Genomic DNA, 25771 nt, shown 5'->3' with positions numbered 1-25771 from the left:
TGTTAACGTGCCCGCCCATTTCGCGTGCACAGACCATGGACGGTTTGGACATCGCGCTTCATTTCCTCTTTGCTTAAGGATAAGCGTATGTTCGGTTCGGCCAATACGGCGCGCTTCGCGCTGCAAATCCCCGCGGTTCGTAACGATTTCAAAGTCCTCGCCTTTGACGGTGTAGAGGCCATCAGCGCCTTGTACGCGATCCGCGTTGAACTGGTCAGCGAACACCCGGATTTTGATCTGGAGAGCCTGCTCAGCCAACCCGCCTTTCTCCAGTTCGGTCTTAACGGCGAAGGCCTTCACGGCCGTATCGAAGACGTATTCATCGGTGAGGCCGGCAAGCGCTTGACTCGGTATCACCTGACGTTAGTGCCGGTGCTGCACTACTTGCAGTTCAGCCACAATCAGCGGATTTTTCAGAACCTGACGGTGCCGCAGATCATCGCTCAGGTGTTCAAGGGGCACGGCATTCAGGCCGATGCTTTTACCTTCCATGTCAGCACCAGCCCCGAGCGCGAGTACTGCACGCAGTATGGGGAAAGTGATTACGAGTTCGTCCGGCGCCTGTGCGCTGAGGACGGCATCGCCTGGCATCACCAGCATTCGCCAGACGGTCATCTGCTGGTGTTCACCGACGACCAGACCTGGTTTCCCAAACTGGGCGAAACCGCTTATCAACAGGACTCCGGCATGGTGGCGGAGCACCCGGTCGTCAGCCAGTTTTCCATGCGTTTCAGGACCCGCACCAGCACAGTCACGCGTCGGGACTATGACCTGAAACGGCCGAGCTCGTTGCTGGAAAGCCGCTTCACTGCCGAGTTCAGCCCTGAGCTCGAAGACTATCGTTACCCAGTGCTCATCGAGAACGAAAAACGTGGCAAACAACTCGCCCGCCAAGCCTTGGAGCGACACCGCAGCGATTACCAGCTGGCCGAGGGCAACAGCGATCAACCCACGTTGCGCTGCGGTCATTTGTTCGACCTGACCGAACACCCGCGCAAAACCTGCAACGAGTTGTGGCTGTTGCTCAGCGTGACGCACGCTGGGAAACAACCACAGTCACTGGAAGAGGCCATCACCAGCGACGTCAAAACCGAAGATGGCTTTACCCAAGGCTACCGCAACAGTTTCCGCGCCATTCCCTGGGACGTGTTTTACCGGCCGCCAATGCGCCCACGCAAAACCATGCTGGTCAGCCAGACCGCCCGCGTTACCGGCCCTGCCGGCGAGGAGATCTATTGCGACGAATATGGTCGTGTGAAGGTCGAACTGCCGTGGGACAGGGCCGAACTCAACAGTGAAAACAGCAGCTGCTGGCTGCGGGTTTCCCCCAGTTGGGCGGGAGAAAACTTTGGCGCGGTGACGATTCCGCGCATCGGCATGGAAGTCGTCGTCACCTTTCTGGATGGCAATCCCGATCATCCGTTCATTACCGGGTGCGCGCCGAACAAGGTCAATGCGGTGCCATACCCCTTGCCCGAACATAAAACCAAAACCGTCTTGCGCAGCCAAAGCACCCCGTTCACCGGTGGGTACAACGAACTGTCGCTCGAAGACCGCGCCGGGCAGGAAAAAATCTTCCTGCGGGCGCAGCGCGACATCGAGCAACTGATCCTCAACGACAGCGATACCAAAGTTGGTAACGACCGCCGCGAACAGATCACTCGGGACAGCCACAGCCTGATCAGCAATGACCGCTTCGAACAGGTCGACCACCACAGCGCCAGTCTGATCAAGGGTGACGAGTTGCACACCACCGAAGGTGCGCGCAACACGGTGATCGGCGGCAATGAATTGATCACCATCAGCGGCAACAGCAGCACGACGGCAGAAGGCACGCTGGTGATTCAGGCAGGGCCTCACGCGCATGTCACTGCTGCCCATGTGGTGATCAAGGCCGATTCGAGCTTGACGCTTGAGTGTGGCGGCCACCACATCGTGATCAACGCCGCCGGGATTTTTAGCAGCGTGGGCATTGTCGAGGGTGGGGCTCCGCTGGCCGGTGTGCCCGTTCAACCCGCACTTTCATTGGTTCCAGTGGCTGCGCAGGCGCTGATTGCGCCATCCCTGGCCGCGCAAAAACTGGCATTGACGCAGGCCGCGCAACAGGCCGCGCCGATCTGTGCCGTGTGTCAAAAACTGGCGGAGATGACAGCATGAGTCAGTCTTACCTGCTGTTGGATCGCGCCCAGATTGAACATTTGCCTGAGCGTCTGTTTGAGCTGGGAAGCACGACGTTTCAATCGCTCTATCAGGCAACCGTCTACAGCCCATTAGGGGAAGCCGGGCCGGTACTGGTGCCTGTTTCCCCTGATAGCCCGCTGGCCCAGACCTTTTTTCAGGAGTGGAGCGCGACGTGTGGTATCTGGTTGGAGTCAGAGGCGGATGAAGCTGTTGTGCTTGAGCATTTACGCAGCCTGATTCACGTTCGTGTCGAAGGGGATGTCACGGTCTTGTTCCGTTACCACGACCCTCGTGTTGCGGCTTTGTGGCTAACGCCGTTGGCCGCTGGCGAGCGTGATCGCTTGATGGGGCCGGTGCGACTGATTCGGCTCCCGGAGCTGGATATCCATCAAGAAAACGTGGATCAACCCACTGCACCATATGCGCATGAGCCTTGGTTGTTCCTGTCTGCAGAGCAACTGGAGCACTTGGGCACCGCCCAACGACAGCGCTTCGCCCAACGGTTGATCGAGCATTGCCAACAGTACTTTTCCGAATACCTGCAAGGACTGGACGCCTTTGCGCTGCAACGGTGGGCGTCTCACTGCCAGCACACTGCCGATCGTCACGGTTACAGCGCCATCGATGAAGTCTTGCTCTGGGCTCGTTTCCACGCCGTGCTGGGCACTGACTTTCCCGATGCACCTGCTCACGCCGCTTACCGAAGCATGTTGGCGGAGCCCGGTGTATCGCCCGAGCAACGGCTGGATAACCTCAATGCCGAACTGACGCGTCAGCAGTTCACCGGCAAGGAGTCCGGCGTATGAGCCCAGAAAAACTGGCGATGATCGACCGAGCCGCTCAGGCCGAACGCGCCGCCAAGGCTCAGCCTCATGTCGACATCAACAGCCCGATGGCAACGTGCCCGGCCAGCCAATCTGAACTGTTCGTGGTCCCCGTGCGCTATGCCTTGGCTGAAGAAAAGGCCGTTGAGGTCATGGCCGAACTCATTCCCGACATCTTCGCCCGGTCCATGAAAGTGGACCAGCTAAGGGGCGCCAACGATACCGAGGCGCTGGGCGCAACGCTGATGAAAGACCCGACGCCGGTCAACGTTAAGGCCTACACCGACGCCATGCAGCGCGCCCGCGAACGTGAAAAAGTCCTCGCCCAACACCCCGAGGCCGATGATCAACCGCCGGGCGAGTGGAGCGCCGAACCGTGGGACGGCCAGGGCACTCAGGATTGGCTGGACAGTGCCAAGGCCCAAGCCAAGGACCTGTTTTCCGTTTTTGCCTGCCTCGATGACGATCTTGGCGTGCTGCGCGATATCAACCACGAACAGGAATGGGTCGAGGCGAGTCACGAAAAGTGGCTAGGGGATAACAACCTGCGCCTGAGCATCGGCGGGTTTGTTCGCAGCCTGATCTCTGAAGATGGCGCCGAACTGGCCGGGTCCATCAGCTACCGCTACAAGGAACGCGACATTACCCTCACGCCCGAACAGGGCCAAGTCATGCTGGACACCCAGCATCGGCTGGATGAGGAACTCAAGGCTGAAGCCCGCGCCCGTCAATACGGTGGTCAGCCGACTCAGGCCGAAGCCGCCGCCCGCGATGCGCGAATCGTAGCCATCGTCGCTCCGGTACGGGCCTTTATTCCAGCGGACTTGTACAACGAAGTGGAATTCGTCGTTCGCGAGTACCGCGCCGAAAAATACGCCAACCTCAACAACCACCTCTTCAGTGCCAAGGTCGGCGAATACATCGACCTCGAGGCGATGAACACCTGGTTCGCGCAGGCCGCAGTGGCGCACTACCAACAGATCGAGCAGCGTCACACCGCGTTGTTTGCCGACCGGGGCGTGTACCTCAACCGCTCGCTCAGCGGCACTTGGTTTGTCGATTACCTCGACCTGGAAACGCGGCATTGGCTGGCCGAACTGGCCACCGGCTGCCTGACCGCCCAATGCCTGCGTGTCCAGGGCGCCGAGCAATACGCCGACTACGTGCGTGCCGCTGACGGCGGCGCTCTGAAACAACTGTTCAATGCCTGGACGCCCTCGATCGATGCGGCCGTTAACAACACCTCTCGACTGGGCGAGTTGATGGCGGCGCTGGCCTCCGACAACATCAGCGCCACCCATCAGGTATTGGCGCCGTTGAGCACGTTGGTACTGGACGACATCGCGGCGATGGCCCGTGACGCGAGCAGCCAATGGAGTGTGTTGGTCAACCGTATGGCGGCTTCGCTGTTGTTGCTCAAGGCTGAAGGCGCCTTCAGCCGCTCATGGATGGGCGTCCTCATTGCCGCGCGGCTGGGCAGCGATACGCGTTTGCAGTTCGTGACCGAGGCCGGCCGGCAGGTGTGGAAGTTGTTGGGGCAACAGGCCGAAGCATTGGGCGACTGGACGAAGGCGACCGGGAAGGCCATTGGTGCGGGGCGGGTTGAGCGGATTGTTAATTCGCCTGTTGTGGCCAATAGCGGTGGGGTGGTGCCGTTGGCGGCGTTGTTGTTGAACGTGCTGAACACGCATAACTATTTGAGAGAGGCCGGGGTGTTGGAGGGGATGGACAGCCGGCGGGTTAATGACACGGTATCGGCGACGTTGTATGCGGCGGCGGCTTTGGTGGCTGTGGTTGATAATCAGGTGCGGAAGGGGTTTGGGAAGGATAGATTTCACTTCTTTGGCTCAGCGGCTCCGACGCTGACGCTGTTTGGCGGGGTGATTGGCGCACTTTCCACTGGCGCAGCAATAAACGAATTCCAATCCCTGCAAAAACAATTGGAAAACGCCCAAAATCGAGTCGATCCATGGCTGGAGATGCGCCAGATCGTGGTCGCTGGACAAGTAACGGCCTTCGGCGCACAAGCACTGTTAGGGTTCGGCTACACCGCCCGCGCCTTGGCAGGTTCAATAACAGCCGAAGCGGCCATCTTGCGTTACACGCTGTACATGGGGCCGGTGAACTTGCTCATTCTCATGCTGGGTCTGTTGCACCTGATCAACGGGATCTTCCAGCAAACCCCGCTGCAAAACTTCCTGAGCTTCTGCTGCTGGTCAAAGGCGCGGGCGTTTGATCTGGTGCCCGTTGCGCCTAAAGCCCAACAGGATGAACTCGACCGGCTGTACTTCATCCTGTACGCGCCTCGGGTCAGCATGCAAAGCAGATCGGAGCCGACCACTGATAATGGCCCTTCCGGGCTCGCTTTCGTCAGTGCCATCAAGGCCCTGACCATCGACTTGCCAGGTGCTGAGCCCCGCAGTGTCTACCTGGAATTGAGCATCGTCGGTGACCCGGAGGATAGCCAGGGCTACCGTGATCTGATCAAAAATAGCCTCACTGATAATTTCCAGCCACCGCGTCCTTGGCGAGACATGACACCTCACTGGTTGTCCAGCAGCGTCTGTCAGTGGATACCGTTCAAGGAAGGTCAGGGCTTACGCCTGAGTGGCCCGTTTAACACACTGCCAAATGTATTGAGGACACCACCCAGCACCGTTTCCCTACGATTACGTTATCGCACACCATTGACCGCAATACTCGGCGCCCGAACCTTTATCGGCGGCGAGCGAGGGCTTGCCTTTATCCTGAATCACTCAAGGGGCGTGATAGAGCTGCGGGCCGACCCGACGCCCCATTTGGATCGTGTGCCGAACTACCTGCTTGGCGAGGACCACCCCGGCGCGACTTACCTGCAACCCAAGGACAAACGATGAGCACACCCGCGGCAGGCACCACGACAAAACGGACGTTTTCGCGCAATGACTACTTGGCGCCATTGCCCATTCCTACGGGTAGAAAGCCCTCTGATGTGCTCAATACTATCTGGCGCAAGAACGAGGTATTTCTTGATGTTGGTAACTACAGCATCGGCTCTGCGGTGATGGTCATGTGGCCGACGCTGATGGTGTTTGTGCTTATGGCTTACATCACACCTGAGCCTGGAATGATCTGGATCGGGGCATTAATCATCATTGGTATCCCTTCAATGATCTTGATCCAAGGCCTCTTCCGCGAAGTCCCTTTACCTGTGCGCTTCAACCGCCAACGCAGGGAGGTCTGCGTAGCCCGCGACGACGGCGAGTACTGGATCGTCCCGTGGGAAACCGTGACTGCCGCCGCCACCCAGCAGTCGTCAGTCAGTCAGGCCGGTAAAGCCACGATGGGTTTACTGGTCATCGGTTTCGAAAACCCCGACCCGTTAGCCAAGGAAGACAACAAGCATTTTTCGCTGGGCTTCAACTGTGGAGGCGGCACCACGGCCATGGCGTTATGGGAGTGTATGCGCAGTTACATGGAGATTGGGCCTGAAGCTGCACCGGAGGCCGCAGCCGTTAACTCAGGCGCGAACCTGCGTTACTACATCGATTACATGAAAGATAAGGCCAAAGAGCGTGGCTGGTTTTTGACCCTGCTGTGGGAAGGCGTATTTGGCGTATTTATTTTCAATGCGCCTCTCGCTACCTATCTGCAAAGAAAGAAGCTGTACCCGCCACCAGACTTTCCCGATCCCGACATCATCGAATGGTCAAAACCATTGCCCCGCGAGCAGTGGGCCAAACGCTCGCCGGAACTTGAATCAGCCATAGTCAAACGCGACGCTGAACTGGCCGCGCAGGCGGAACAAGCGTTGCTTATGGAACAGCTTTAGAAACTGTAATGCCCCAACTTCCCTCACTGCCCATCTCCGGACACGGCGAACTACCGGACTACGACGCGTGCCTCCCGGCAAACCTGCGTCCCGACGCCGATCGTTTGATCCGCTATCTGCATGAATTGCCGCATCGGCGAGTGAAGTACTGCCCCAGGTGTGGCAATACCAACGTGACCCTCTATAACAATCGCGTCCGACAACGGCTCCCGCGTTACTACTGCGGTTCCTGTCGCAAGAGTTGCAACAGTTTGAGCGATTCTCCCTTTGCACTCCTGCGCCGGATGGACCTGTGGTCAACGTTTGCCGTGTACCTGTTGGCCGGTTGGTCCAGCGTCCAGATAGCGCCGCGTTTGGGCGTGAACCATAAGGTTTACTTCAGCTGGGGGAAGGCGGTTCGGGAGGTGATGGCTGAGGAGTGCCCTGATTTGCATCAGTGGTGGACAACACGCCATTCACGGGAAAATCTGCAACCGCCCGAACACATTGCAGCGCAACAGCAAGCGGTCATCACCTGGATCGAGTCGACGTTGAATGCACTGCACGCGACATGCCCAAGGTGTGGAGGAATACGGACCTATCGAATTAAAGGTGTTCGTCCGAAGTTCAAGTGCGATCCCTGCGTGACCTGCTTCTCCATTCTGTCCGGGACACCGCTGGTCGGGATGATTCGACCTGAACTCTGGGTCGATTTCGTCAAAGGGGTGATGGATGGCCAAAGTATCCCGGACCTGAAACGGCGCTCAGGGCTGGGCATGGGCGGCAGTGCACGCTGGCGTGAGCAGTTTCTATTTCTTATCGATCAACTGGGGCACTCTGAACTGTTGCAATGGATCACTTGGATGCGCAGTCGTCGTAATAACGAAGCGGTCAGCTTTGTGCGCCGGGGAGGGTATCTGGACAAAGCGACACGCTCCGTCTATCCGCAAGGAACGCGAAAGGGCAGGTTTGTTTCGCAAAAATAGGCGCTGCGCAGGCTGCGATCTTTTGATTTATCGCTGCTCCAATTGTGGCGAGAGAGCTTGCTCCCGCGGACTGCGAGGCAGTCCTAAACCCTGACGCCCCATTCCCACCAACACACTGTACCGCCCGACTTACGACAGGTACGCCGCCGAGGACGCGGCGCGCCATCCTTCGCCACAAAGGCTCGGTAATTCCACCCCAATCAGCGTTTGTTCAATCCCCGTGCCAACCGATCCCCGCCCAGTTGAATCACCGCCACCAACACCACCAGCAACACAATCACCGTCAACATGATCTGGCTGTCAAAGCGTTGATACCCATACCGATACGCGATGTCACCCAACCCACCGGCCCCAATCGCCCCGGCCATGGCCGACGAGTTGATCATTGTCACCAGAGTGATGGTGAATCCCCCGACAATTCCCGGCAGCGCTTCCGGCAGCAGCACATGCCAGACGATGTGCCAACGCCGGCAGCCCATCGCCTGCGCGGCTTCGATCAAGCCGAAATCCACCTCGCGCAGGCTGACTTCGGCAATTCGTGCAAAGAACGGCGTTGCGGCGATGGTCAGCGGCACGACCGCTGCCCAGACGCCGTACGTGGTGCCGACGATGAGGCGGGTAAATGGAATCAGCGCCACCATCAAAATCAAGAATGGAATCGAGCGGAACAGGTTCACGAACGCGCCCAAGGCGCGGTTCAGCGTCGGTGCTTCGTAGATGCCGCCCTTGGAACTGGTGACGAGAAACACCGCCAGTGGAATGCCCGCCAACAGCGCGATCAATGACGACACGCCGACCATCAGGAAGGTGTCGATGAAGCCTTGCAGCAAGCGATCAAACCACATAACCCAACACCTCCACTTGTTGCGCCCATTGGCTGGCGCGCTGGCATAGATCCTCGGCATCGAACGGTGAGCCGGTGACTGCCAATAACAACTGCCCCAACGCATGTCCCTGAATCCGCTCCACACCACCTTGCAGCAAGCGCACGCGACCACCGAGGGCGCTGAACAAGGCGGCCAGGTCCGGTTCGTCGGTGGCGCTGCCGGTGAACTGCAAGCGCAGCACCACCGCCGCGTCCGAGGAGTGCGGCAGTGGGCGCAATCGGCTTTGCAGTTCTTCCGGCAGGGCATGTTGCAACGGTGCGAGCAAGGTCTTGCTGACCTCATGCTGCGGGTTGCCGAAGACTTCCCACACCGGCCCTTGCTCGACAATTTTGCCGTGTTCCAGCACCACGACGCGGTCGCAAATATCGCGGATCACCGCCATCTCGTGGGTGATCAGGACGATGGTCAACCCCAGGCGCTGGTTGATCTCGCGCAGCAGGCCGAGGATCGATTGAGTGGTCTCCGGGTCCAGCGCCGACGTGGCTTCGTCGCAGAGTAAAATCGCCGGGTCATGCACCAACGCACGGGCGATGCCCACACGCTGTTTCTGCCCGCCGGACAGCTGCGCCGGATAGGCCGTGTGCTTGCCTTGCAGGCCCACCAGTTCCAGCAACTCGCGAACCTTCTGCTCGCGTTTGTCCTTGGGCACACCGGCGACTTTCAGCGGCAGTTCGACGTTCTGCCACACCGTTTTGGCCGACATCAGGTTGAAGTGCTGGAAGATCATGCCGATCCGTCGGCGCAGCGCCACCAAGCGGTCTTCATCGAACTCGCCGATATCCACCTGATCGATCAGCACGCGGCCGGTGCTCGGTTGCTCAAGGCGGTTGATGGTGCGGATCAGCGACGATTTTCCGGCACCGCTGCGACCGATGATGCCGAACACTTCACCGTGCTGGATCGCCAAGTCGATGCCGTGCAAAGCCGCCACCGGACCCTGCTGGCCGTTGTAGGTTTTGCCCAGGCCGATGAAGCGCACATGCGCCCGATTGAACTCGGGGTGCAGTTCGGTGTGCCGGGCGTTTTTGAGCTCTGGAATCTCCAGTCGCAGTTGGGTGGCGGCCGTCATTCTCAGCTTTCCCAACCGGCTTGGTAGAGCTTGCCATGGGCCTTGTCCAGAGCTGCACGAACGGCCGGCGAATGCTGGTAGATGTCGACGAATTTGATCAGGCGCGGGTCGGTTTTGCTCTTCGGCTGGATCACGAACTGGATCACGTATTCCTTGTGGTCGAGGCCGTCGAACAGCAATGCAGAGCCGGCATCGAAGGTCTTCGACAAACGAATGTAAGCAGGATAGCCCTGGACCAGATCAGCATCGTCGTAGGCGCGTACCAGTTGCACGGCTTCGACCTGGAGGATTTTGATCTGCTTCGGGTTGGCGATGATGTCTTCTTCGGTGGCCTTGTAGCCGACGCCCGGTTTCAGCGTGATCAGGCCGGCCTTGGCCAGCAGTTGCAGCCCGCGCCCGCTGTTGATCGGGTCGTTGGCGATGGCCACGCTGGCGCCTTGTGGGAGTTCGTCGAAGCTTTTGTATTTCTTCGAGTAGAGGCCGACGTTGTTGATGATCCCCGGCGCGAACGGCACCAGGTCAAAACCGGAAGCAGACTTGGCGTTTTCCAGGAACGGAATGTGCTGAAAATAGTTCACGTCGATGTCGCCGGCGGCGAGGCTGACGTTGGGGGCGATCCAGTCGCTGAACTCCACCAGTTCGACTTTCAGGCCTTGTTTGGAGGCTTCTTCGACGGCGGCTTCGAGGGGGATGGCGAAGGCGGCGGTGGTGCCGATCTTCAACGGAGCGTCGGCGGCGAATACCGCCGAACTGAACAGGCCGAGGGCCAGGGCCAGTGCTTTGACTGGGTGGGTCAGAAATGTTTTTTTCATGTGGAATGTCCAGTCATAAGTTTTTTTGGGAACAGCACAGATCAACTGTCGGAGCTGGCTTGCCTGCGATAGCGGTGGGTCAGTTGAAGCAGTGGCTGCTGACACTCCGCTATCGCGGGCAAGCCCGCTCCCACAGGGTTCAATGGCGGTAGGTAGAGCCGGTGTGTTGCTCAGGCAAATGCGCCTCGCCCTGGAACAGCTTCTCGCGCAAGCTGCCCTGGTCATAAGCGGTCTTGTACGACCCACGCCGTTGCAACTCCGGAATCACCAGCTCAATGAAATCCACATAGCTTTCCGGGGTGACAATCCGCGTGAGGTTGAAGCCGTCGAGGCCGGTTTCGGCGATCCACGATTCCAGTTCATCCGCCACTTGCCCGGGCGAACCGACCACCGTGATGTAGCGACCACCGAGGGCGTGTTGTTCGAGCAATTTGCGCCGGGTCCAGTCGTTGTTTTGCAGGTTTTTGGTCGCCGACTGAATCGCATTGCTCTTCACGTACTGGATCGGTTCGTCGATGTCGTATTCGGAAAAATCGATCCCGGTCGACGCCGAAAAATGCGCGACGCCGGCCTCGGCACTCGCGTAGCTCAAGTACTCGGCGTGCTTGGCCCAGGCCAGCTCTTCAGTGGCGCCAACAATCACGTTCAGGCCCATGAACACCTTGATGTCCTCGGGATTACGCCCTGCTTCGACGGCGCTGGCGCGAACCTTGTCCACCTGGATTTTGGTCGTCGGTTTGTTCTGGCCGCTGATGAACACGCACTCGGCATGACGCCCGGCGAACAGCAAACCGCGATCCGAACTGCCGGCCTGGAACAACACCGGTGTGCGTTGCGGTGACGGCTCGCACAGGTGATAACCCTCGACCTGATAGAACTCGCCCTTGTGCTCGACCTTGTGCACTTTCTCCGGCTGCGCGTAGATCCGTTGCTCGCGGTCGTTGAGCACCGCGCCGTTTTCCCAACTGCCCTCCCAGAGTTTGTAGAGCACTTCCAGGTATTCATCGGCCTGGTCGTAACGACGGTCGTGCTCGACCTGTTCGCTCAGGCCCATGGCCTTGGCGGCGCTGTCGAGGTAACCGGTGACGATGTTCCAGCCGACCCGGCCACGGCTCAGGTGATCGAGCGTCGACATGCGCCGGGCGAACAGGTAGGGCGGTTCGTAAGTGAGGTTGGCGGTCAGGCCGAAGCCGAGGTTTTTGGTCACGGCGGCCATGGCCGACACCAGCAGCAACGGGTCGTTGACCGGCAGCTGGATCGATTCTTTCAGCGGCACGTCCACCGAATTCTGATAGACGTCGTACACACCGACGATGTCGGCGATGAACAATCCGTCGAACAGTCCGCGCTCCAGCAATTGCGCCAGTTCGGTCCAGTATTCGAGGGTCTTGTACTGCGTGGAGTTGTCCCGTGGATGAGTCCACAGGCCATGGTTGATGTGCCCGATGCAATTCATGTTGAACGCGTTGAGCAGGATTTTCTTTTTGGCGTCGGCCATCAGATGGTCCCTCGTAACGGAGGGTTTTCAGCGTTCAGGTAGTAGTTGCCCACCGCGTGATACTTCCAGCGCACCGGGTCGTGCAACGTGTGCACGCGCGCGTTGCGCCAGTGCCGGTCCAGCCCGTGTTCGATCAGGGTCGCCTGGCTACCGGCCAGTTCGAACAGCGTGCTGCCGGCGGCGAGGGAAATCTCGGTGCTGATGGCCCGGGCTTCGGCGACGGCAATCGAGGCGGCAGCGACGGTCTCGGCGTTGGTGTCGGCCTGGGCCTTGTCGAGGAATTCGCCGGAGCGTTCCAGCAGGGCTTCTGCGGCGTGCAGGCGAATGCTCAGGTGCCCGAAACTCTTGATCGTCAGCGGATCTTCGGTGGCTTTTCCATGGGTGGCGTCGATCCATGGGCGAGTTTTTGTGCGCACAAAATGCAGCGCATCTTCATACGCCGCGCGGGCGATGCCGGTGTCGATGGCGGCGTGGAGAATCTGCGCCAGCGGGCCGACAGTGGTCGGGCGTTCGAACGCGCTTTGGAACGGAATCACGTCTTCGGCCGCCACATACACGTCTTCGAACACCACCGAACCGCTGCCGGTGGTGCGCTGACCAAAGCCGCTCCAGTCGTCGATGACGGTCAGGCCTTTGCTGTCGCGCGGCACGAACACCAGTTGCTGCACGCCGTATTCATTCACCACCGAGGTCGGGATGCGTTGCGCGTAAATCGCGCCAGTCGCGTAGAACTTGCGACCGCTGATGCGATAGCCGTCACCGTCGCGCTTGAGGCTGGTTACGCGGTCGTGGGCGGTTTTGGTGCCGAGTTCGGCGAGCGCATTGCCGAAGCGCTGGCCGGCCAATACTTCGGCGTACAGGCGCTTTTTCTGTCCTTCGCTGCCGTTCACGCGCAGAACTTCGAGGGCATAGAAATGGTTCTGCGGGATTTGCCCGAGCGAGCCGTCCGCCTGGGCAATCAACGCGATCACTTTGGCCAGCGTCACGTTGGACACACCGGCCCCGCCGTACTCTTTGGGCACGCTGATACCCCAAAGGCCCGAGCGGGAAAACACTTCGAGTTCCGGGTAGGGCAAACGGCGTTCGCGGTCACGCAGTGCGCTGTCGCGTTTGAAGTCGTCGGCCAGATCACTGGCGACGATAAGGGCTTGCTCATCGCTGGTGATGACCGCGACATGGTGGGAATAAGTCATGTGTTTCTCCAGAGATCTGGTCAAAAGGGTACGGGTCATCAGATCCAGGAATGCCGCGCCGGCAGCGTGCCATTGAGGTGATAGGTGCCGACGGCGTAATACTTCCAGCGCACCGGGTCGTGCAGCGTGTGCACGCGGGCGTTGCGCCAATGGCGGTCGAGATTGAATTCGGCAAGGGTGGCGCGGCTGCCGGCCAGTTCGAAGAGCTTTTCGCTGGCCAGCAGCGAGATCTCCGTGGTCAGTACTTTGGCTTCGGCCACGGCAATCGAAGCGCGGGCCGCCGACTCGGCTGTGACGGGGGCGGCGTTGACCTGATCCAGTACCTGACCGGCCTTGCGCAGCAGCGCTTCGGCGGCGTGCAATTCGATTTTCAGTTTGCCGATATCGGCAATCACGTAGAGGTCGTCACTGGCCCGTTCAACGTTGGCGTCGATCCATGGACGCGCGCGGGTTTTTACGAACTCGATGGCGTCGTCGATGGCGCCCCGTGCGATCCCCGCGTCGATGGCGGCCTGAATCAGCTGCGACACGGCGCCCTGGAGATTTGGCGTCTCGTTGATCTTCCAGTTGTCCACCACCAACTCGGCGTCGACCCGCACGTTGTTGAGCAAAATGGTGCCGCTGGCGGTGGTGCGTTGACCGAAGCCCGACCAGTCATCAACGATGCGCAGCCCCGGTGTGCCGCGACGGACGAAGGCCAGCACTTGCTTGCCGTCATCGTTCAATGCTTTGACCGCGACCCAATGGGCGAACAGTGCGCCCGTGGAGTAAAACTTCTGGCCATTGAGGACAAAACCGTCACCGTCGGCGGTGATCCGTGCCTTGAGTTCCAGGGTGTTTTTAGTGCCGCGTTCAGGCCCGGCGTTACCGATGCGCCAACCGTCGAGCACGCTTTTGAACAGCTGCTTTTTCTGCGCTTCAGTGGCGCTGCCCAGTACCAGATTGAGAATGCCGAACTGGTTTTGCGGGATCTGCCCCAATGCCGGGTCTGCCGCGGAAATGATCGCGAACACCTCGGCAACGGTGACGAAAGAAACCTGTGGGCCACCGTACTCACGCGGGATGGCAATGCTGCCTAAGCCGCTGCGGGTGAACTGTTCGATTTCCGACCATGGCAACTTGCGCTGCCGGTCACGTTTGGCCGCGTGCAGACGAGCGACTTGTGCCAGTTCATGGGCGGCTTTGAGGGCTTGTGCGTCGTTGCGCAAGACTTGCGCGGGCAACAACAAGGGGGCGATGTCCAGATCACTCTGAACGATTGCATCTGCCAGACTGGACATCAGTGCCGCTCCTTGGCTGCACGCAATGCCCTGGCGATCTGCACTGGGGTGATTGTGTTCCGGACCATACCTACCTCACATCTCATGGGATCGTCGCGGGGTGGCGACGAATAAAATCAAGAATGTCCGGTGGTCCGGTGTATATACCCTAAGCGCGTATAAATAATTAATAAACTAACTTTTAGGAATATACATAGAAGGGGTCACGCCTCCCTGGAATAGCTCAAGACGCCTCCCCACAAAAAATTCATAAGCCCGGTAATGGGTGTCATTTTTTACGTGGCTCGGCCGCCATCAACATTTCTCTCGGCCGTGCCTTCAGATAGGGGTTGGCGCAGCCAATCTTCAGCCAGCGCGGTGGCGCCCAACGCGAGTTGTTGCCCACACGGTCGAGGATGCAATAGGTCACTTCCAGTCGCAGGTCTTCGCCGGCTTCGAGAATGATTGCCGGCGGCACCCAGACCTGAATCGGCTGGTCCACTTCGTCTGCCTTGAGCCGGGGCAGGTCCATGCGCACATCGCCCCAGCGCAGGGTGATTTCATCGTCGACGGCCATGTTCAGATAAGGCTCGATGGTCAGCGGTACGCCGCGCTTGATCTGGTTCGGATTGACCCCTTGGCGGCGAATGGTTTCGGGGAGGCCCACCGGCGCCAGGCTCTGGTTTTCGTCGCCACACTGGGCTGGTGGCGGGCCACCGGGGCAATCCAGCTTGATCTGCACCCGCGTCGCCGGCGACAACGCAGGCCCTTGCCCTACTTGCATGACCTTGTAATGAATGCGTGCGCAGCCGTTGGCAATGAAGCTTTCCGGCACCCGCAGGCCAATGACTTCACCGACGTCGTCGGCGCACAGCACACGGGATGCGACGTAGCAGTTGTCCCAGAACAGTTCGATCAGGTCGCCAGCGTCCATGCCGGGGTAGGGCGCCACGTCAATCATGAGGTGAGTCGCCGCGATTATGTTGACCCCGGCCTTGTGCGATTGCGCCAGGGTCGGGGCCGCAAGTTCGGGGGTGTTCGAAGTGCTTGTCATGGTTTTTCTCCTTGAAGCCTTGCAGCGAAGTTCCGTTTCTTAACGTTCAAAGACGCGCGTTGCCTGGCAATAAACTGGCTCATTTCTTGAAGATCAAATGATGCTTAAGTGCAAGAGTTGGGCGCCTGTTGGTGACTAGATAAGAGTGCGCTTGAATAGGTGTCAATAGAGTTGGCTGGTTAAGTGTTGGATCGACTGTTATTCAGAATAATCCTACGTGCTGAAGTTAATAAGCTACGGTGCGCTGTCGAACATGACCATGGGTTCAACGGCGCATTCACGCTGCTGATGGCTTGGGCTTGTTCGTTAATAAGCGCTGGGTTTAACAAATATTGGGCGAGAAAGACCTGTTGCAGGACATATATATGTACCGCACAACGCAGTGGCTAAGTTGTTTAAACCAGGGGCGATAAAAATGGGTGGAAGGGGGCGTTGGTCAGGCAGTTGTTACTTCCATCCATGGAAGTTGACAAGTGGAGAGGCGATACTTTAGTGGGTGTTGTTCAAAAACTTGCTGAGGAACTGTTTTGTCCGTTCTTCTTTCGGATTGGCAAACAACGCTTTTGCTTCACCTTGTTCAACGATCACACCCTTATCGAAAAACACCACGCGATTGGCCACGTCCCGGGCAAATTGCATTTCGTGAGTGACGATGACCATGGTGCGCTTCTCTTCGGCGAGGCTGCGGATAGTCGCCAACACTTCACCGACCAGTTCCGGATCGAGCGCCGAGGTCGGCTCATCGAACAGGATCACTTCCGGCTCCATCGCCAGCGCACGGGCAATCGCCACGCGCTGTTGCTGACCACCGGAAAGGCGCCGCGGGTAAGCATCCTCCTTGCCCGCCAGGCCAACCCTGGCCAAGAGCTTTTTACCCAGGACAACGGCTTCGGCGTGCGGGATCTTCTTGACGATGATCGGGCCTTCGATGACGTTTTCCAGTGCGGTGCGGTGCGGGAACAGGTTGAAGTTCTGAAACACGAAGCCAACATGTTGGCGCAGGCGTCGTACCAGACCTTGCTGCTGATTCAGCGGGCGGCTGCCATCGATTTCGATGTCGCCGACCTTGACCCGGCCGCTGGTGGGTTCTTCCAGAAAATTCAGGCACCGCAGGAACGTGGTCTTGCCCGAGCCGCTCGGCCCGATGATCGCCACGACCTCGCCTTCCTTTACTTCAAGATCGATGCCGTTGAGCACGACTTGACCCTTGAACTGCTTTGTCAGTTTTTCCACGACAATCATGGGGTCAGGACTCCTGGTCGTGCCGATTGACCCGTGCTTCCAATGTGTTCTGCAGGTGCGAGAGCACCGTGGCCAGAATCCAGTAGATCAGCGCGGCGGCAAGATACATGGTGAAGACTTCGAAAGTCCGGGCGGTAATCAGTTGTGCCTGACGGAATAGCTCCGGCACCTGAATGGTGGCGGCCAGTGCCGTGTCCTTGACCAGCGAAATGAAGCTGTTGCCCAGCGGCGGCAAGGCCGTGCGCATCGCTTGCGGCAGGATGGCCCGGCGCAGGGTCTGCGCACGGGTCATGCCAATACTCGCGGCAGCTTCCCACTGGCCCCGTTCGATGGAGCTGATCGCGGCACGGAGGATTTCGCAGGCGTAGGCGGCCATGTTCAGCGAGAAGCCAATCAGGGCCGCCGGCAGCGGATCCAGTTCGATCCCCAGTTGCGGCAAGCCGTAATAGATCACGAACAGTTGCACCAGCAACGGCGTGCCGCGAAAGAACGACACGTAGATGCGGGCGATCCAGCTCACCAGCTTGAAGCGCGACAGGCGCATCAGGGCCAGACCGAAACCCATCACCAGGCCGAAGAACATTCCGCCCAGGCTGAGGATCACTGTGTAGTACGCGCCCTTGAGCAGAAAGGGCGCGGAATCCAGTGCGAGTTGGAAAGCTTCTTCCATTATTGGGTGACGTCAGCGCTGAAGTATTTTTCCGAAAGCTTTTTCAGCGTACCGTCGGCACGCAGCTTGTCGATGGCCTTGTCGATTGCAGCCAGCAGCTCAGGCTCGCCCTTGCGCAGGGCAATACCGGCTTCCTGACGGGAGAACGCTTCGCCGGCGGCCACGGTTTTCGGAGCTTTCTTGGCGTATTCAAGCGCAGCCAGACGGTCGATCAGGATGACATCGGTACGGCCATTGTTCAGGTCGGCGAACTTGGTCGGATCATCGTCGTAGGTGCGCACGTCGGCACCTGGCACATTGGCTTTTACCCACTGTTCGTAGTTGGTACCCAGGCCTACGCCGACTTTCTTGCCGGACAAGTCAGCGGCTGTCTTGATGTTAAGCGCGGCTTGCTTATCCTTCAGTACCAGCGCCTGAATCCCGGAAACGGTATACGGCGTGGAGAAGTCATACTTCTTCTTGCGCTCTTCGGAGATGGTCACCTGGTTGATCACCACGTCCAGACGCTTGGATTCCAGCGCCGCGAGGATCCCGTCCCATTTGGTCGGTTGCAGTTTTGCCTTCACACCCAGCTCTTTGGCCAGGGCTTCGGAGAACTCGACTTCGAAGCCGGACAGTTTGCCGTCCTGGTCAACGAAACTGAACGGTGGATAAGTGCCTTCCAGGCCGACGTTGATCACGCCAGCGTCCTTGATTTTTTGCAGCTGCTCACCGGCAACGGCCTGGCCGAGCAAACCGGCGCTCAGCGCCAGGCCCAGCGAACCCACCAGCAGGTTTCGACGTAGTGCGGAAAAATTCATGACAAGCCCCTGTGTTTTCTTATGGAAGACGCTTTAGGAATGTTGGCAAATCCGGGATTTGGACGACTGCGATATCCTGCCCTAAAGCAGCATATGCGTCTCGCTGCAAATTCGCCTGCGGCGCGACTATATGATGATGTCTATAGATTGGAAAATAATAAATATTGATCTGATTATTCCTTTAGTGCATATGTAATCGATCACAAAAAGTCTTTGTAGGCGAACAACGCCGGTGCCCCGCCAGTGTGCAAGAAAATAATCGGCCCCTCATCGAAGCGCCCGCGTCCGATCCCGTCCAGTAGCCCGGCCATGGCCTTGCCGGTATACACCGGGTCCAGCAGTAATCCTTCCTGACTTGCCAGCAGCTTCACTGCGGACAGTGTTCCTGCATTTGGCTCGCCATAGCGCGGCCCGAAATATTCGTCCCACAATTCAATTTTGAAATTCGCTGGCAACTGGACGCCGAGCAGTTCGGCCGTGCGTTCGGCGAGCCCCTGGACTTTCGGTCGCTGGTCTTCATCACTACGGGAAACCGTGACGCCCACAACTGGCAAATCCGGCAACGCTTCACTCAGCGCCAACGCCAGGCCGCTGTGGGTGCCGGCGCTGCCCGAGGCCAGCACCACGGCGGCGAATTTCAAACCGCTGTCCTTGATCTGCTCGGCCAACTCCAGCCCGGCGCGCACATAACCCAACGCGCCCAGCGCATTCGAACCACCAATCGGCACCAGGTACGGCTTCTTGCCGCTGTTGCGAAGGCGTTCGGCCAAGGCCTGCAATTGCTCGTCGGCGTTGTCGAGGTTTTCCACCCGCTCGATCTTGGCATCGAACAGGTCCAGCAACAGGCGATTGCCATTGCCGAGATAGTTGGTGTCGTCGGTGCCCAAGGGATTTTCCAGCAGCGCGACGCAACCCAGGCCCAGTTTGGCGGCAATGGCAGCGGTCTGGCGCACGTGGTTGGATTGCAGCGCACCCGCGGTGATGAGTGTGTCGGCACCTTGTGCCAGTGCATCGGCGGCCAGGTATTCGAGCTTGCGCAGTTTGTTGCCACCCATGGCCAGTGGCGTCAGGTCATCGCGTTTGACGTACACATCGCGGCCCAACCAGGTCGACAAGCGTTCAAGTTTTTCCAGGGCAGTGGGGTGGCCGAGTAAATCGAGACGGTTAAAGCGAGCGAGCTGTTGTTTGATCATGGGTCCGTACTGGCGGAGAAAGATGAAAGGACTATAGGCACGCCCATTTGGCTGGGCAACCGTCAATCGCTTATAGCCAAAGATTCTGAGCTCTGCACAATTGGTTCTTAATTCGGCCTCAAGACCTTGCCGTAAAGTGAACGCCGTCAGCGCGGCCAGACAGTCCGGCTGCCCATGAGGAGTTTTTACCGTGAGCGAGCGTTCCAGTCATTGGCAACTGCAGACTATCGTCAGCCAACTGCGCACGGCGCGTGCGCAGTGGCGCGCACAAAATGGCCGGGCCAGCACCGAGCAGGGCGGACGCGAATTGCCGTCGCGAGCGGCCATGGCGGAGATCCTTGAAGCGCTCTGTGGGGCGTTGTTCCCGATGCGTCTGGGGCCGGTGGATTTGCGCGAAGAGAGTGAGGACTTCTACGTCGGCCACACCCTGGATGTGGCGCTGAATGCGCTGCTGGCTCAGGCGCGACTCGAATTGCATTATGCCGCTCGCCACAGCCAACAGGCGGAGGCCGACATCGAGGCCAACACCATTCAGATCATTCAGGACTTCGCGCTTGCCCTGCCGGGGCTGCGCAGTTTGCTGGACAGCGATGTGCTGGCGGCCTATCACGGCGATCCGGCGGCGCGCAGTGTTGACGAAGTGTTGCTCTGCTATCCGGGGATTCTGGCGGTGATTCACCATCGCCTGGCGCACCATTTGTACCGCGCCGGGTTGCCGTTGCTGGCGCGGATCAGCTCGGAGATCGCCCATTCGGCCACCGGTATCGACATTCACCCTGGCGCGCAGATTGGCCGCAGTTTCTTCATCGATCACGGGACGGGCGTGGTGATCGGCGAGACCGCGATCATCGGCGAGCGCGTGCGGATTTATCAGGCGGTCACGCTGGGCGCCAAGCGCTTTCCGTCCGATGAGGACGGTCAGTTGCAGAAGGGCCATCCGCGCCATCCGATTGTTGAGGATGATGTGGTGATCTATGCCGGTGCGACGATTCTGGGGCGGATCACGATTGGCAAGGGTTCGACCATTGGCGGTAACGTCTGGCTGACCCGCAGCGTGCCGGCGGGGTGCAACCTGACGCAGGCGAATTTGCAGCATGATGACGGGACGCAGAAGTAGGCCTTTCTTAAAAGCAGCCTGGATTCTGTGGCGAAGGGGCTTGTCGGGACGCCGCACCGCCCCCTCGCCACAACAGCACCGCCGAGCTCAGGGATTAGTCCTTAGCCCCCTATTCATGTTTAACTTGAACGTTCATTCAAGTTAAACCGGCGGTTCGCTGCCCGCTCACAACAGGAGGCTTGCCTTTGCTGAGTCCGATTTCTACAGCCACGTTTTACCCCCTTGAGGTGCACGTTTCATGAGTGCATCGTCCCTTCCTCCAAGCGGCCTGGTCCGCATGAACCCGCCGGTGTTCTACTTCTCGGCGAGCTTTATTCTGCTCTTCGGCATTGTCGTTATCGCCATGCCTGAACAGGCCGGTGCCTGGCTGCTGGCGGCGCAAAACTGGGCGGCCAATACGGTCGGCTGGTACTACATGCTCGCGATGACCCTGTATCTGGTCTTCGTGGTGGTCACCGCCTTGTCCGGCTACGGCAAGATCAAGCTCGGTGCCGACCACGACGAACCCGAATTCAGTTACCTGTCCTGGGCCGGCATGCTGTTCGCCGCCGGGATCAGCATCACGCTGTTTTTCTTTTGCGTGTCCGAACCGCTGACCCACCTGGCGCAACCGCCTCAAGGCACGGCCGGTACGCCCGAGGCTGCGCGTCAGGCGATGCAGATTCTGTTTCTGCACTGGGGCCTGCATGGCTGGGGCGTGTTCGCATTTGTCGGCATGGCGCTGGCCTACTTCGCTTACCGCCACAACCTGCCGCTGGCCCTGCGTTCGGCGCTGTACCCGCTGATCGGCAAGCGCATCAACGGCCCCATCGGTTACGCGGTAGACGGCTTCGGCATCATCGCCACGGTGTTCGGCCTCGGTGCCGACATGGGCTTCGGCGTGCTGCACCTCAACTCCGGGCTGGATTACCTGTTCGGCATCGCCCATACGCAGTGGATTCAGGTCGGCCTGATCACGTTGATGATGGGCGCGGCGATCATCGTCGCGGTGTCCGGCGTCGATAAAGGCGTGCGGGTCATGTCCGACATCAACATGCTGCTGGCCTGCGCGCTGCTGCTGTTCGTGTTGTTCGCCGGCCCCACGCAGCACCTGTTGAACACGCTGATCCAGAACATAGGCGACTACCTCGGCGCCTTGCCGATGAAGAGTTTCGATCTGTACGCCTACGACAAACCCAGCGACTGGCTGGGCGGCTGGACGGTGTTCTATTGGGCCTGGTGGATCGCATGGTCGCCGTTCGTGGGCCTGTTTATCGCGCGGATTTCCCGTGGCCGGACCATCCGCGAATTCGTCTTCGGCGTGCTGCTGATCCCGCTCGGTTTTACCCTGGCGTGGATGTCGATCTTCGGCAACAGCGCCATCGATCAAGTGCTCAACCACGGCATGAGCGCGCTCGGCATGTCGGCCATCGACAACCCGTCGATGACCCTCTACTTGCTGCTGGAAACTTACCCGTGGAGCAAAACGGTGATCGCCGTGACGGTGTTCATCAGCTTCGTGTTCTTCGTCACCTCGGCCGACTCCGGCACGGTGGTGTTGTCGACATTGTCCGCCAAGGGTGGCAATCCGGACGAAGACGGGCCGAAATGGCTGCGGGTGTTCTGGGGCGCGATGACCGCGCTGGTGACCAGTGCGCTGTTGTTCTCCGGCAGCATCGATGCGTTGAAGTCGGCGGTGGTGCTGACTTCGCTGCCGTTCTCGCTGATCCTGTTGTTGATGATGTGGGGGCTACACAAGGCGTTCTACCTGGAGTCCCAGAAGCAGATCGCGCAACTGCATTCCCTGGCGCCGGTGGCCGGCTCACGACGCGGTGGCTGGCGTCAGCGCCTGAGCCAGGCGGTGCATTTTCCGTCCCGGGATGAGGTGTACCGTTTTCTCGATACGACGGTGCGCCCGGCGATCGAGGAAGTGTCGGCGGTGTTCGTCGAGAAGGGTTTGAACGTGATCACCCAACCGGACCCGGTAAACGACAGCGTCAGCCTGGAAATCGGTCACGGTGAAGAGCATCCGTTCATTTATCAGGTGCAGATGCGCGGTTACTTTACGCCATCGTTTGCCCGCGGCGGCATGGGCTCCAAACAGCTCAACAACCGTCGTTACTACCGGGCCGAAGTGCATCTGAGCGAGGGCAGTCAAGATTACGACCTGGTGGGTTACACCAAGGACCAGATCATCAATGACATCCTTGACCAGTACGAACGGCATCTGCAGTTTTTGCATTTGGTACGTTAGCAAAGCGGGGCCTGTTTTCAGGCCTCGACGCTCAACACCATGAACAGCACCAGCGCCGCCACCGGCACACTGAACACCACCGTGCCGATGCCCAGCTCCGAGCTCAAGGACTGGCCGGCAGTGACCACGCCGATGGCGCCGTTGATCACAGTCAGCGCCAGCCACAGGAGCACGAAGCTGTAGGTCAGGGTCTGGCGGCTGAAGCCGATTTTCTCGCCGATGAACAGCATCAGGGCGAGGAGGGCCAGGCCGAAGGTGATGATGATGGCTGTGTGCATGGTGGGTTCACCTGGTCGTTGTGTGTTGCCTGATAAACCGCTATCGCGAGCAGACCCACTCCTACAGGGCTCACTACGATCCTTGCAGGAGTGAGCCTGCTCGCGATTCGGGTCGCTGCGGTGTCAGTTTGAGCTTAGTTAAACCCACCCACCATTAGCGCGCAAAATCTGCCCGTCGACCCAGGCCGAATCCGGCCCGACCAGAAGCGACACCACCCGAGCAATATCCTCTGGCTGACCCAGGCGCTCCAGCGGTGGCATCTTGGCGAAGTTCTGAATCTGTTCCTCACTCTTTCCGTGCAAAAACAACTCGTTGGTCACCGTGCCCGGCGCCACGGCATTCACGGTGATGTTGCGCCCGCGCATTTCCTTGGCAAACACTTGGGTTAACGATTCCACCGCTGCTTTGCTGGCGATGTACACCGCGTATGTCACCACGGGTTCAGGTGGTTGTGGATTGGTTGGGGGAGGTGTTGGCGGGGGCGGGGTAGGCGGTCAGATCAGAAATCTGTGAAACGATTCAGCATTTTCTCGAGTCCGAGGTTTATCGGCGTTTGTCTGGGCGTATGCTGGGCAACTTGCGAAGCAGTCGATACCACGTTCAAGACCGACAAGAGAGGATTCGATGACCTACACCGCTGCCGAAAACCGCTACGATTCCATTCCTTACCGCCGCGTGGGTCGCAGCGGTCTGGTGCTGCCGGCGCTGTCCCTGGGCCTGTGGCACAACTTTGGTGACACCACGCCGATCGACACCCAGCGCGCGTTGTTGCGCACGGCGTTCGACCTGGGCATCAACCACTTCGACCTGGCCAACAACTATGGCCCGCCGTACGGCAGTGCCGAGATCAACTTCGGGCGTTTGCTGCGTGAAGACTTCAAGCAGCATCGCGACGAGCTGATCATCTCCAGCAAGGCTGGCTGGGACATGTGGCCAGGGCCTTACGGGCAGGGCGGTGGTTCGCGCAAATACGTGCTGGCCAGCCTGGATCAGAGTCTGCAGCGCCTGGGCCTGGATTACGTGGACATTTTCTACTCCCACCGTTTCGACCCGGACACCCCGCTGGAAGAAACAGCCAGCGCACTGGCCACGGCTGTGCAACAAGGCAAGGCGTTGTACATCGGTATCTCGTCGTATTCGGGGGTGAAAACCCGTGAAATGGCAGCACTGTTGAAAGAATGGAAAGTGCCGCTGCTGATTCATCAGCCGGCCTACAACCTGCTCAATCGCTGGGTTGAAAAGGATCTGCTGGACGTCACCGACGAACTCGGCACTGGCGTGATTGCTTTCACGCCGTTGGCGCAGGGGCTGCTGACCGATAAGTACCTCAACGGCATTCCGAAAGATGCGCGGGTCAATCGTCCGGGCGGTGGTTCGTTGCAGTCCTCGCACCTGTCCGAGGACAACATTGCGCATGTGCGTGGGCTCAACGAAATCGCCAAGCGCCGTGGGCAGAGCCTGGCGCAACTGGCGTTGGCGTGGACGTTGCGTGATCCGCGAGTGACCTCGGCGCTGATCGGCGCGAGCCGGCCGGAGCAGATCATCGAGAACGTCGGGGCGTTGAAGAATTTGAGCTTTAGCGCAGAGGAACTGGCGGAGATTGACCGGTTTGCCCAGGAAGGCGGGATTAATCTTTGGGAGAAGCCTTCGACGGCTGAATAAGCGTTTGGCGCTGGATTATTTGGCGCCTGTTACATCGCCTTCGCGAAGGGGCCATATCAATCACCGTGGAGTTCAGGAATCACCGAAAAAACGGCACATCCCCCAACACCGTCGCCCGCTGCATCACCCGCCGCGCCGGGCGGTAGTCATCCACCGCGTAATGCTGTGTCACGCGGTTATCCCAAAACGCCACGTCATCCTTCTGCCAGCGCCAACGAATGGTGAATTCCGGCCGTGTTGCGTGGGCAAACAAAAACTTCAAAATCGCTTCGCTTTCGGTGTCCGACAGTTCATTGATCTTCGACGTGAAGCCTTCGTTGACGAATAATGAGCGGCGTCCGCTCACCGGGTGGGTGCGAATCACCGGGTGCGATAACGGCGGGTTCTTGCGCCGCGCTTCTTCCCATTGAGCCAACGCTTCAGGCGTATTGCCGTAGCGCTCAAGTGGGAACGAACGAGTGAAATCGTGAGTCGCAGTCAGCCCTTCAAGCAAGGTTTTCATCGGCGCCGACAGCGCTTCATAGGCAGCAATCCCGCTGGCCCACAACGTGTCGCCACCGAATTCCGGCAGCAGCTTGGCGCTAAGTACCGCGCCCATGGCCGGGGTCGGCAGGAAGGTTACGTCGGTGTGCCAGATCGCGTTGTCGCGCACGTCGGTGACGGCGGTGTCGAGGATCAGCACTTCCGGCTGTTCCGGCACATTCGGGTAGATGGGGTGGATGTGCAGGTCGCCGAAATGGGCGGCGAATCGTGCTTGCTGTTGTGGGGTGATCGGCTGGTCGCGGAAAAACAGCACTTGATGCTTGAGCAGCGCTTGTTCGATGGCGTTGCGTTGTTCCGGGAGCAGCGGCTGGCTGATGTCGATGCCGCTGATCTGTGCGCCGAGGGCGGAGCTTAAAGGAACGATGGTCAACTGGCTCATGGTGGTTCTCTTCAAATTCGGGGGGCGTGCTTTTTGTGGAAGCGAGCTAGCTCGCGATAGCGGACTGTCAGGCGACACCTGTGTTGAATGTCCAACCGTC

At 59.2% G+C, this 25771-nt stretch carries 21 protein-coding genes and 1 pseudogene; 8 read left to right on the top strand and 14 right to left on the bottom strand.

Going from position 1 to position 25771, the window contains the following annotated elements; all coding sequences use genetic code 11:
• Window positions 1–87 precede the first annotated feature (87 nt).
• From NL116_RS31110 to NL116_RS31090, 5 genes are all read left to right on the top strand, one after another.
• On the top strand, window positions 88–2157 hold the full coding sequence (locus NL116_RS31110) for a type VI secretion system Vgr family protein (RefSeq protein ID WP_494375378.1): 2070 nt from the start codon (window positions 88–90) through the stop codon (window positions 2155–2157).
• Window positions 2154–2987: a DUF4123 domain-containing protein gene (locus NL116_RS31105; protein WP_494375377.1), complete on the top strand. Its 834-nt coding sequence runs from the start codon at window positions 2154–2156 to the stop codon at window positions 2985–2987. The genes NL116_RS31110 and NL116_RS31105 overlap by 4 nt, the downstream gene beginning before the upstream one ends.
• Entirely contained in the window at window positions 2984–5881 is a 2898-nt protein-coding gene (locus NL116_RS31100; RefSeq protein WP_494375376.1) for a toxin VasX, read from the top strand. The genes NL116_RS31105 and NL116_RS31100 overlap by 4 nt, the downstream gene beginning before the upstream one ends.
• On the top strand, window positions 5878–6816 hold the full coding sequence (locus NL116_RS31095; protein WP_494375375.1) for a hypothetical protein: 939 nt from the start codon (window positions 5878–5880) through the stop codon (window positions 6814–6816). Before NL116_RS31100 ends, NL116_RS31095 begins: the two co-directional genes overlap by 4 nt.
• A 251-nt stretch (window positions 6817–7067) precedes the next feature.
• Window positions 7068–7781 (top strand): transposase, encoded by a 714-nt coding sequence (locus NL116_RS31090; RefSeq protein WP_494375374.1) that lies wholly within the window; start codon window positions 7068–7070, stop codon window positions 7779–7781.
• 200 nt (window positions 7782–7981) lie between these two features.
• Here NL116_RS31090 and NL116_RS31085 read toward each other — a convergent pair whose 3' ends face one another.
• From NL116_RS31085 to NL116_RS31035, 11 genes are all read right to left on the bottom strand, one after another.
• Window positions 7982–8626 (bottom strand): methionine ABC transporter permease, encoded by a 645-nt coding sequence (locus tag NL116_RS31085; RefSeq protein WP_007945290.1) that lies wholly within the window; start codon window positions 8624–8626, stop codon window positions 7982–7984.
• Window positions 8616–9737 (bottom strand): methionine ABC transporter ATP-binding protein, encoded by a 1122-nt coding sequence (locus tag NL116_RS31080; protein WP_494375373.1) that lies wholly within the window; start codon window positions 9735–9737, stop codon window positions 8616–8618. Before NL116_RS31080 ends, NL116_RS31085 begins: the two co-directional genes overlap by 11 nt.
• 2 nt (window positions 9738–9739) lie before the next feature.
• A complete protein-coding gene (locus tag NL116_RS31075; protein ID WP_494375372.1) occupies window positions 9740–10549 on the bottom strand; it encodes a MetQ/NlpA family ABC transporter substrate-binding protein in 810 nt (269 codons plus the stop codon).
• A 139-nt stretch (window positions 10550–10688) separates the two neighbouring features.
• Complete coding sequence (locus tag NL116_RS31070; protein WP_494375371.1) at window positions 10689–12047, bottom strand: LLM class flavin-dependent oxidoreductase; 1359 nt, start codon at window positions 12045–12047, stop codon at window positions 10689–10691.
• Window positions 12047–13240 carry an SfnB family sulfur acquisition oxidoreductase gene (locus NL116_RS31065; RefSeq protein ID WP_494375370.1) on the bottom strand — a complete coding sequence of 398 codons (1194 nt, stop codon included), beginning with the start codon at window positions 13238–13240 and terminating at the stop codon, window positions 12047–12049. The genes NL116_RS31070 and NL116_RS31065 overlap by 1 nt, the downstream gene beginning before the upstream one ends.
• A 38-nt stretch (window positions 13241–13278) precedes the next feature.
• Entirely contained in the window at window positions 13279–14520 is a 1242-nt protein-coding gene (locus tag NL116_RS31060; RefSeq protein ID WP_494375369.1) for an SfnB family sulfur acquisition oxidoreductase, read from the bottom strand.
• 268 nt (window positions 14521–14788) lie between these two features.
• Window positions 14789–15553, bottom strand: a complete 765-nt coding sequence (locus NL116_RS31055; RefSeq protein WP_494375368.1) for a hypothetical protein — start codon at window positions 15551–15553, stop codon at window positions 14789–14791.
• Window positions 15554–16042: 489 nt separating this feature from the next.
• Window positions 16043–16795 (bottom strand): L-cystine ABC transporter ATP-binding protein TcyN, encoded by a 753-nt coding sequence (gene tcyN / locus NL116_RS31050; protein WP_494375367.1) that lies wholly within the window; start codon window positions 16793–16795, stop codon window positions 16043–16045.
• Window positions 16796–16799: 4 nt separating this feature from the next.
• Entirely contained in the window at window positions 16800–17465 is a 666-nt protein-coding gene (gene tcyL, locus NL116_RS31045) for a cystine ABC transporter permease (protein ID WP_494375366.1), read from the bottom strand.
• Window positions 17465–18265: a cystine ABC transporter substrate-binding protein gene (tcyJ, locus tag NL116_RS31040; protein WP_494375365.1), complete on the bottom strand. Its 801-nt coding sequence runs from the start codon at window positions 18263–18265 to the stop codon at window positions 17465–17467. Before tcyJ ends, tcyL begins: the two co-directional genes overlap by 1 nt.
• 200 nt (window positions 18266–18465) lie before the next feature.
• A complete protein-coding gene (locus tag NL116_RS31035; RefSeq protein WP_494375364.1) occupies window positions 18466–19458 on the bottom strand; it encodes a D-cysteine desulfhydrase in 993 nt (330 codons plus the stop codon).
• 190 nt (window positions 19459–19648) lie between these two features.
• Between NL116_RS31035 and epsC the strand changes: the two genes are divergently transcribed.
• Window positions 19649–20575: a serine O-acetyltransferase EpsC gene (epsC, locus tag NL116_RS31030; RefSeq protein WP_494375363.1), complete on the top strand. Its 927-nt coding sequence runs from the start codon at window positions 19649–19651 to the stop codon at window positions 20573–20575.
• Window positions 20576–20852: 277 nt separating this feature from the next.
• Window positions 20853–22808, top strand: coding sequence for a choline transporter BetT (betT, locus tag NL116_RS31025; protein ID WP_177327593.1), 1956 nt, complete (start codon window positions 20853–20855; stop codon window positions 22806–22808).
• A 17-nt stretch (window positions 22809–22825) separates the two neighbouring features.
• Here betT and NL116_RS31020 read toward each other — a convergent pair whose 3' ends face one another.
• Entirely contained in the window at window positions 22826–23086 is a 261-nt protein-coding gene (locus NL116_RS31020) for a hypothetical protein (protein WP_494375362.1), read from the bottom strand.
• Window positions 23087–23224: 138 nt separating this feature from the next.
• A pseudogene (locus NL116_RS31015) lies at window positions 23225–23515 on the bottom strand (SDR family oxidoreductase); the annotation flags it as partial.
• A 196-nt stretch (window positions 23516–23711) separates the two neighbouring features.
• On the opposite strand from NL116_RS31015, the gene mgrA reads away from it, so the two are divergent.
• Window positions 23712–24749 carry an L-glyceraldehyde 3-phosphate reductase gene (mgrA, locus tag NL116_RS31010; protein ID WP_494375361.1) on the top strand — a complete coding sequence of 346 codons (1038 nt, stop codon included), beginning with the start codon at window positions 23712–23714 and terminating at the stop codon, window positions 24747–24749.
• A gap of 79 nt (window positions 24750–24828) precedes the next feature.
• Here the strand turns inward: mgrA and tauD are convergent, their stop codons facing one another.
• A complete protein-coding gene (tauD, locus tag NL116_RS31005) occupies window positions 24829–25671 on the bottom strand; it encodes a taurine dioxygenase (RefSeq protein ID WP_494375360.1) in 843 nt (280 codons plus the stop codon).
• Window positions 25672–25771 lie beyond the last annotated feature (100 nt).

This window comes from Pseudomonas sp. FBCC-B1667 (assembly GCF_059133255.1).
The sequence above is the reverse complement of the archived record's forward strand: the minus strand, read 5'-3'. Positions and strand labels throughout refer to the sequence as shown.

Excerpts from the sequence above, each read along its gene's own strand:
- NL116_RS31110 (WP_494375378.1), top strand. The coding sequence starts at position 88 with ATGTTCGGTTCGGCCAATACGGCGCGCTTCGCGCTGCAAATCCCCGCG.
- NL116_RS31105 (WP_494375377.1), top strand. The coding sequence starts at position 2,154 with ATGAGTCAGTCTTACCTGCTGTTGGATCGCGCCCAGATTGAACATTTG.
- NL116_RS31100 (WP_494375376.1), top strand. The coding sequence starts at position 2,984 with ATGAGCCCAGAAAAACTGGCGATGATCGACCGAGCCGCTCAGGCCGAA.
- NL116_RS31095 (WP_494375375.1), top strand. The coding sequence starts at position 5,878 with ATGAGCACACCCGCGGCAGGCACCACGACAAAACGGACGTTTTCGCGC.
- NL116_RS31085 (WP_007945290.1), bottom strand. The coding sequence starts at position 8,626 with ATGTGGTTTGATCGCTTGCTGCAAGGCTTCATCGACACCTTCCTGATG.
- NL116_RS31080 (WP_494375373.1), bottom strand. The coding sequence starts at position 9,737 with ATGACGGCCGCCACCCAACTGCGACTGGAGATTCCAGAGCTCAAAAAC.
- NL116_RS31075 (WP_494375372.1), bottom strand. The coding sequence starts at position 10,549 with ATGAAAAAAACATTTCTGACCCACCCAGTCAAAGCACTGGCCCTGGCC.
- NL116_RS31070 (WP_494375371.1), bottom strand. The coding sequence starts at position 12,047 with ATGGCCGACGCCAAAAAGAAAATCCTGCTCAACGCGTTCAACATGAAT.
- NL116_RS31065 (WP_494375370.1), bottom strand. The coding sequence starts at position 13,240 with ATGACTTATTCCCACCATGTCGCGGTCATCACCAGCGATGAGCAAGCC.
- NL116_RS31060 (WP_494375369.1), bottom strand. The coding sequence starts at position 14,520 with ATGTCCAGTCTGGCAGATGCAATCGTTCAGAGTGATCTGGACATCGCC.
- NL116_RS31055 (WP_494375368.1), bottom strand. The coding sequence starts at position 15,553 with ATGACAAGCACTTCGAACACCCCCGAACTTGCGGCCCCGACCCTGGCG.
- tcyN (WP_494375367.1), bottom strand. The coding sequence starts at position 16,795 with ATGATTGTCGTGGAAAAACTGACAAAGCAGTTCAAGGGTCAAGTCGTG.
- tcyL (WP_494375366.1), bottom strand. The coding sequence starts at position 17,465 with ATGGAAGAAGCTTTCCAACTCGCACTGGATTCCGCGCCCTTTCTGCTC.
- tcyJ (WP_494375365.1), bottom strand. The coding sequence starts at position 18,265 with ATGAATTTTTCCGCACTACGTCGAAACCTGCTGGTGGGTTCGCTGGGC.
- NL116_RS31035 (WP_494375364.1), bottom strand. The coding sequence starts at position 19,458 with ATGATCAAACAACAGCTCGCTCGCTTTAACCGTCTCGATTTACTCGGC.
- betT (WP_177327593.1), top strand. The coding sequence starts at position 20,853 with ATGAACCCGCCGGTGTTCTACTTCTCGGCGAGCTTTATTCTGCTCTTC.
- NL116_RS31020 (WP_494375362.1), bottom strand. The coding sequence starts at position 23,086 with ATGCACACAGCCATCATCATCACCTTCGGCCTGGCCCTCCTCGCCCTG.
- mgrA (WP_494375361.1), top strand. The coding sequence starts at position 23,712 with ATGACCTACACCGCTGCCGAAAACCGCTACGATTCCATTCCTTACCGC.
- tauD (WP_494375360.1), bottom strand. The coding sequence starts at position 25,671 with ATGAGCCAGTTGACCATCGTTCCTTTAAGCTCCGCCCTCGGCGCACAG.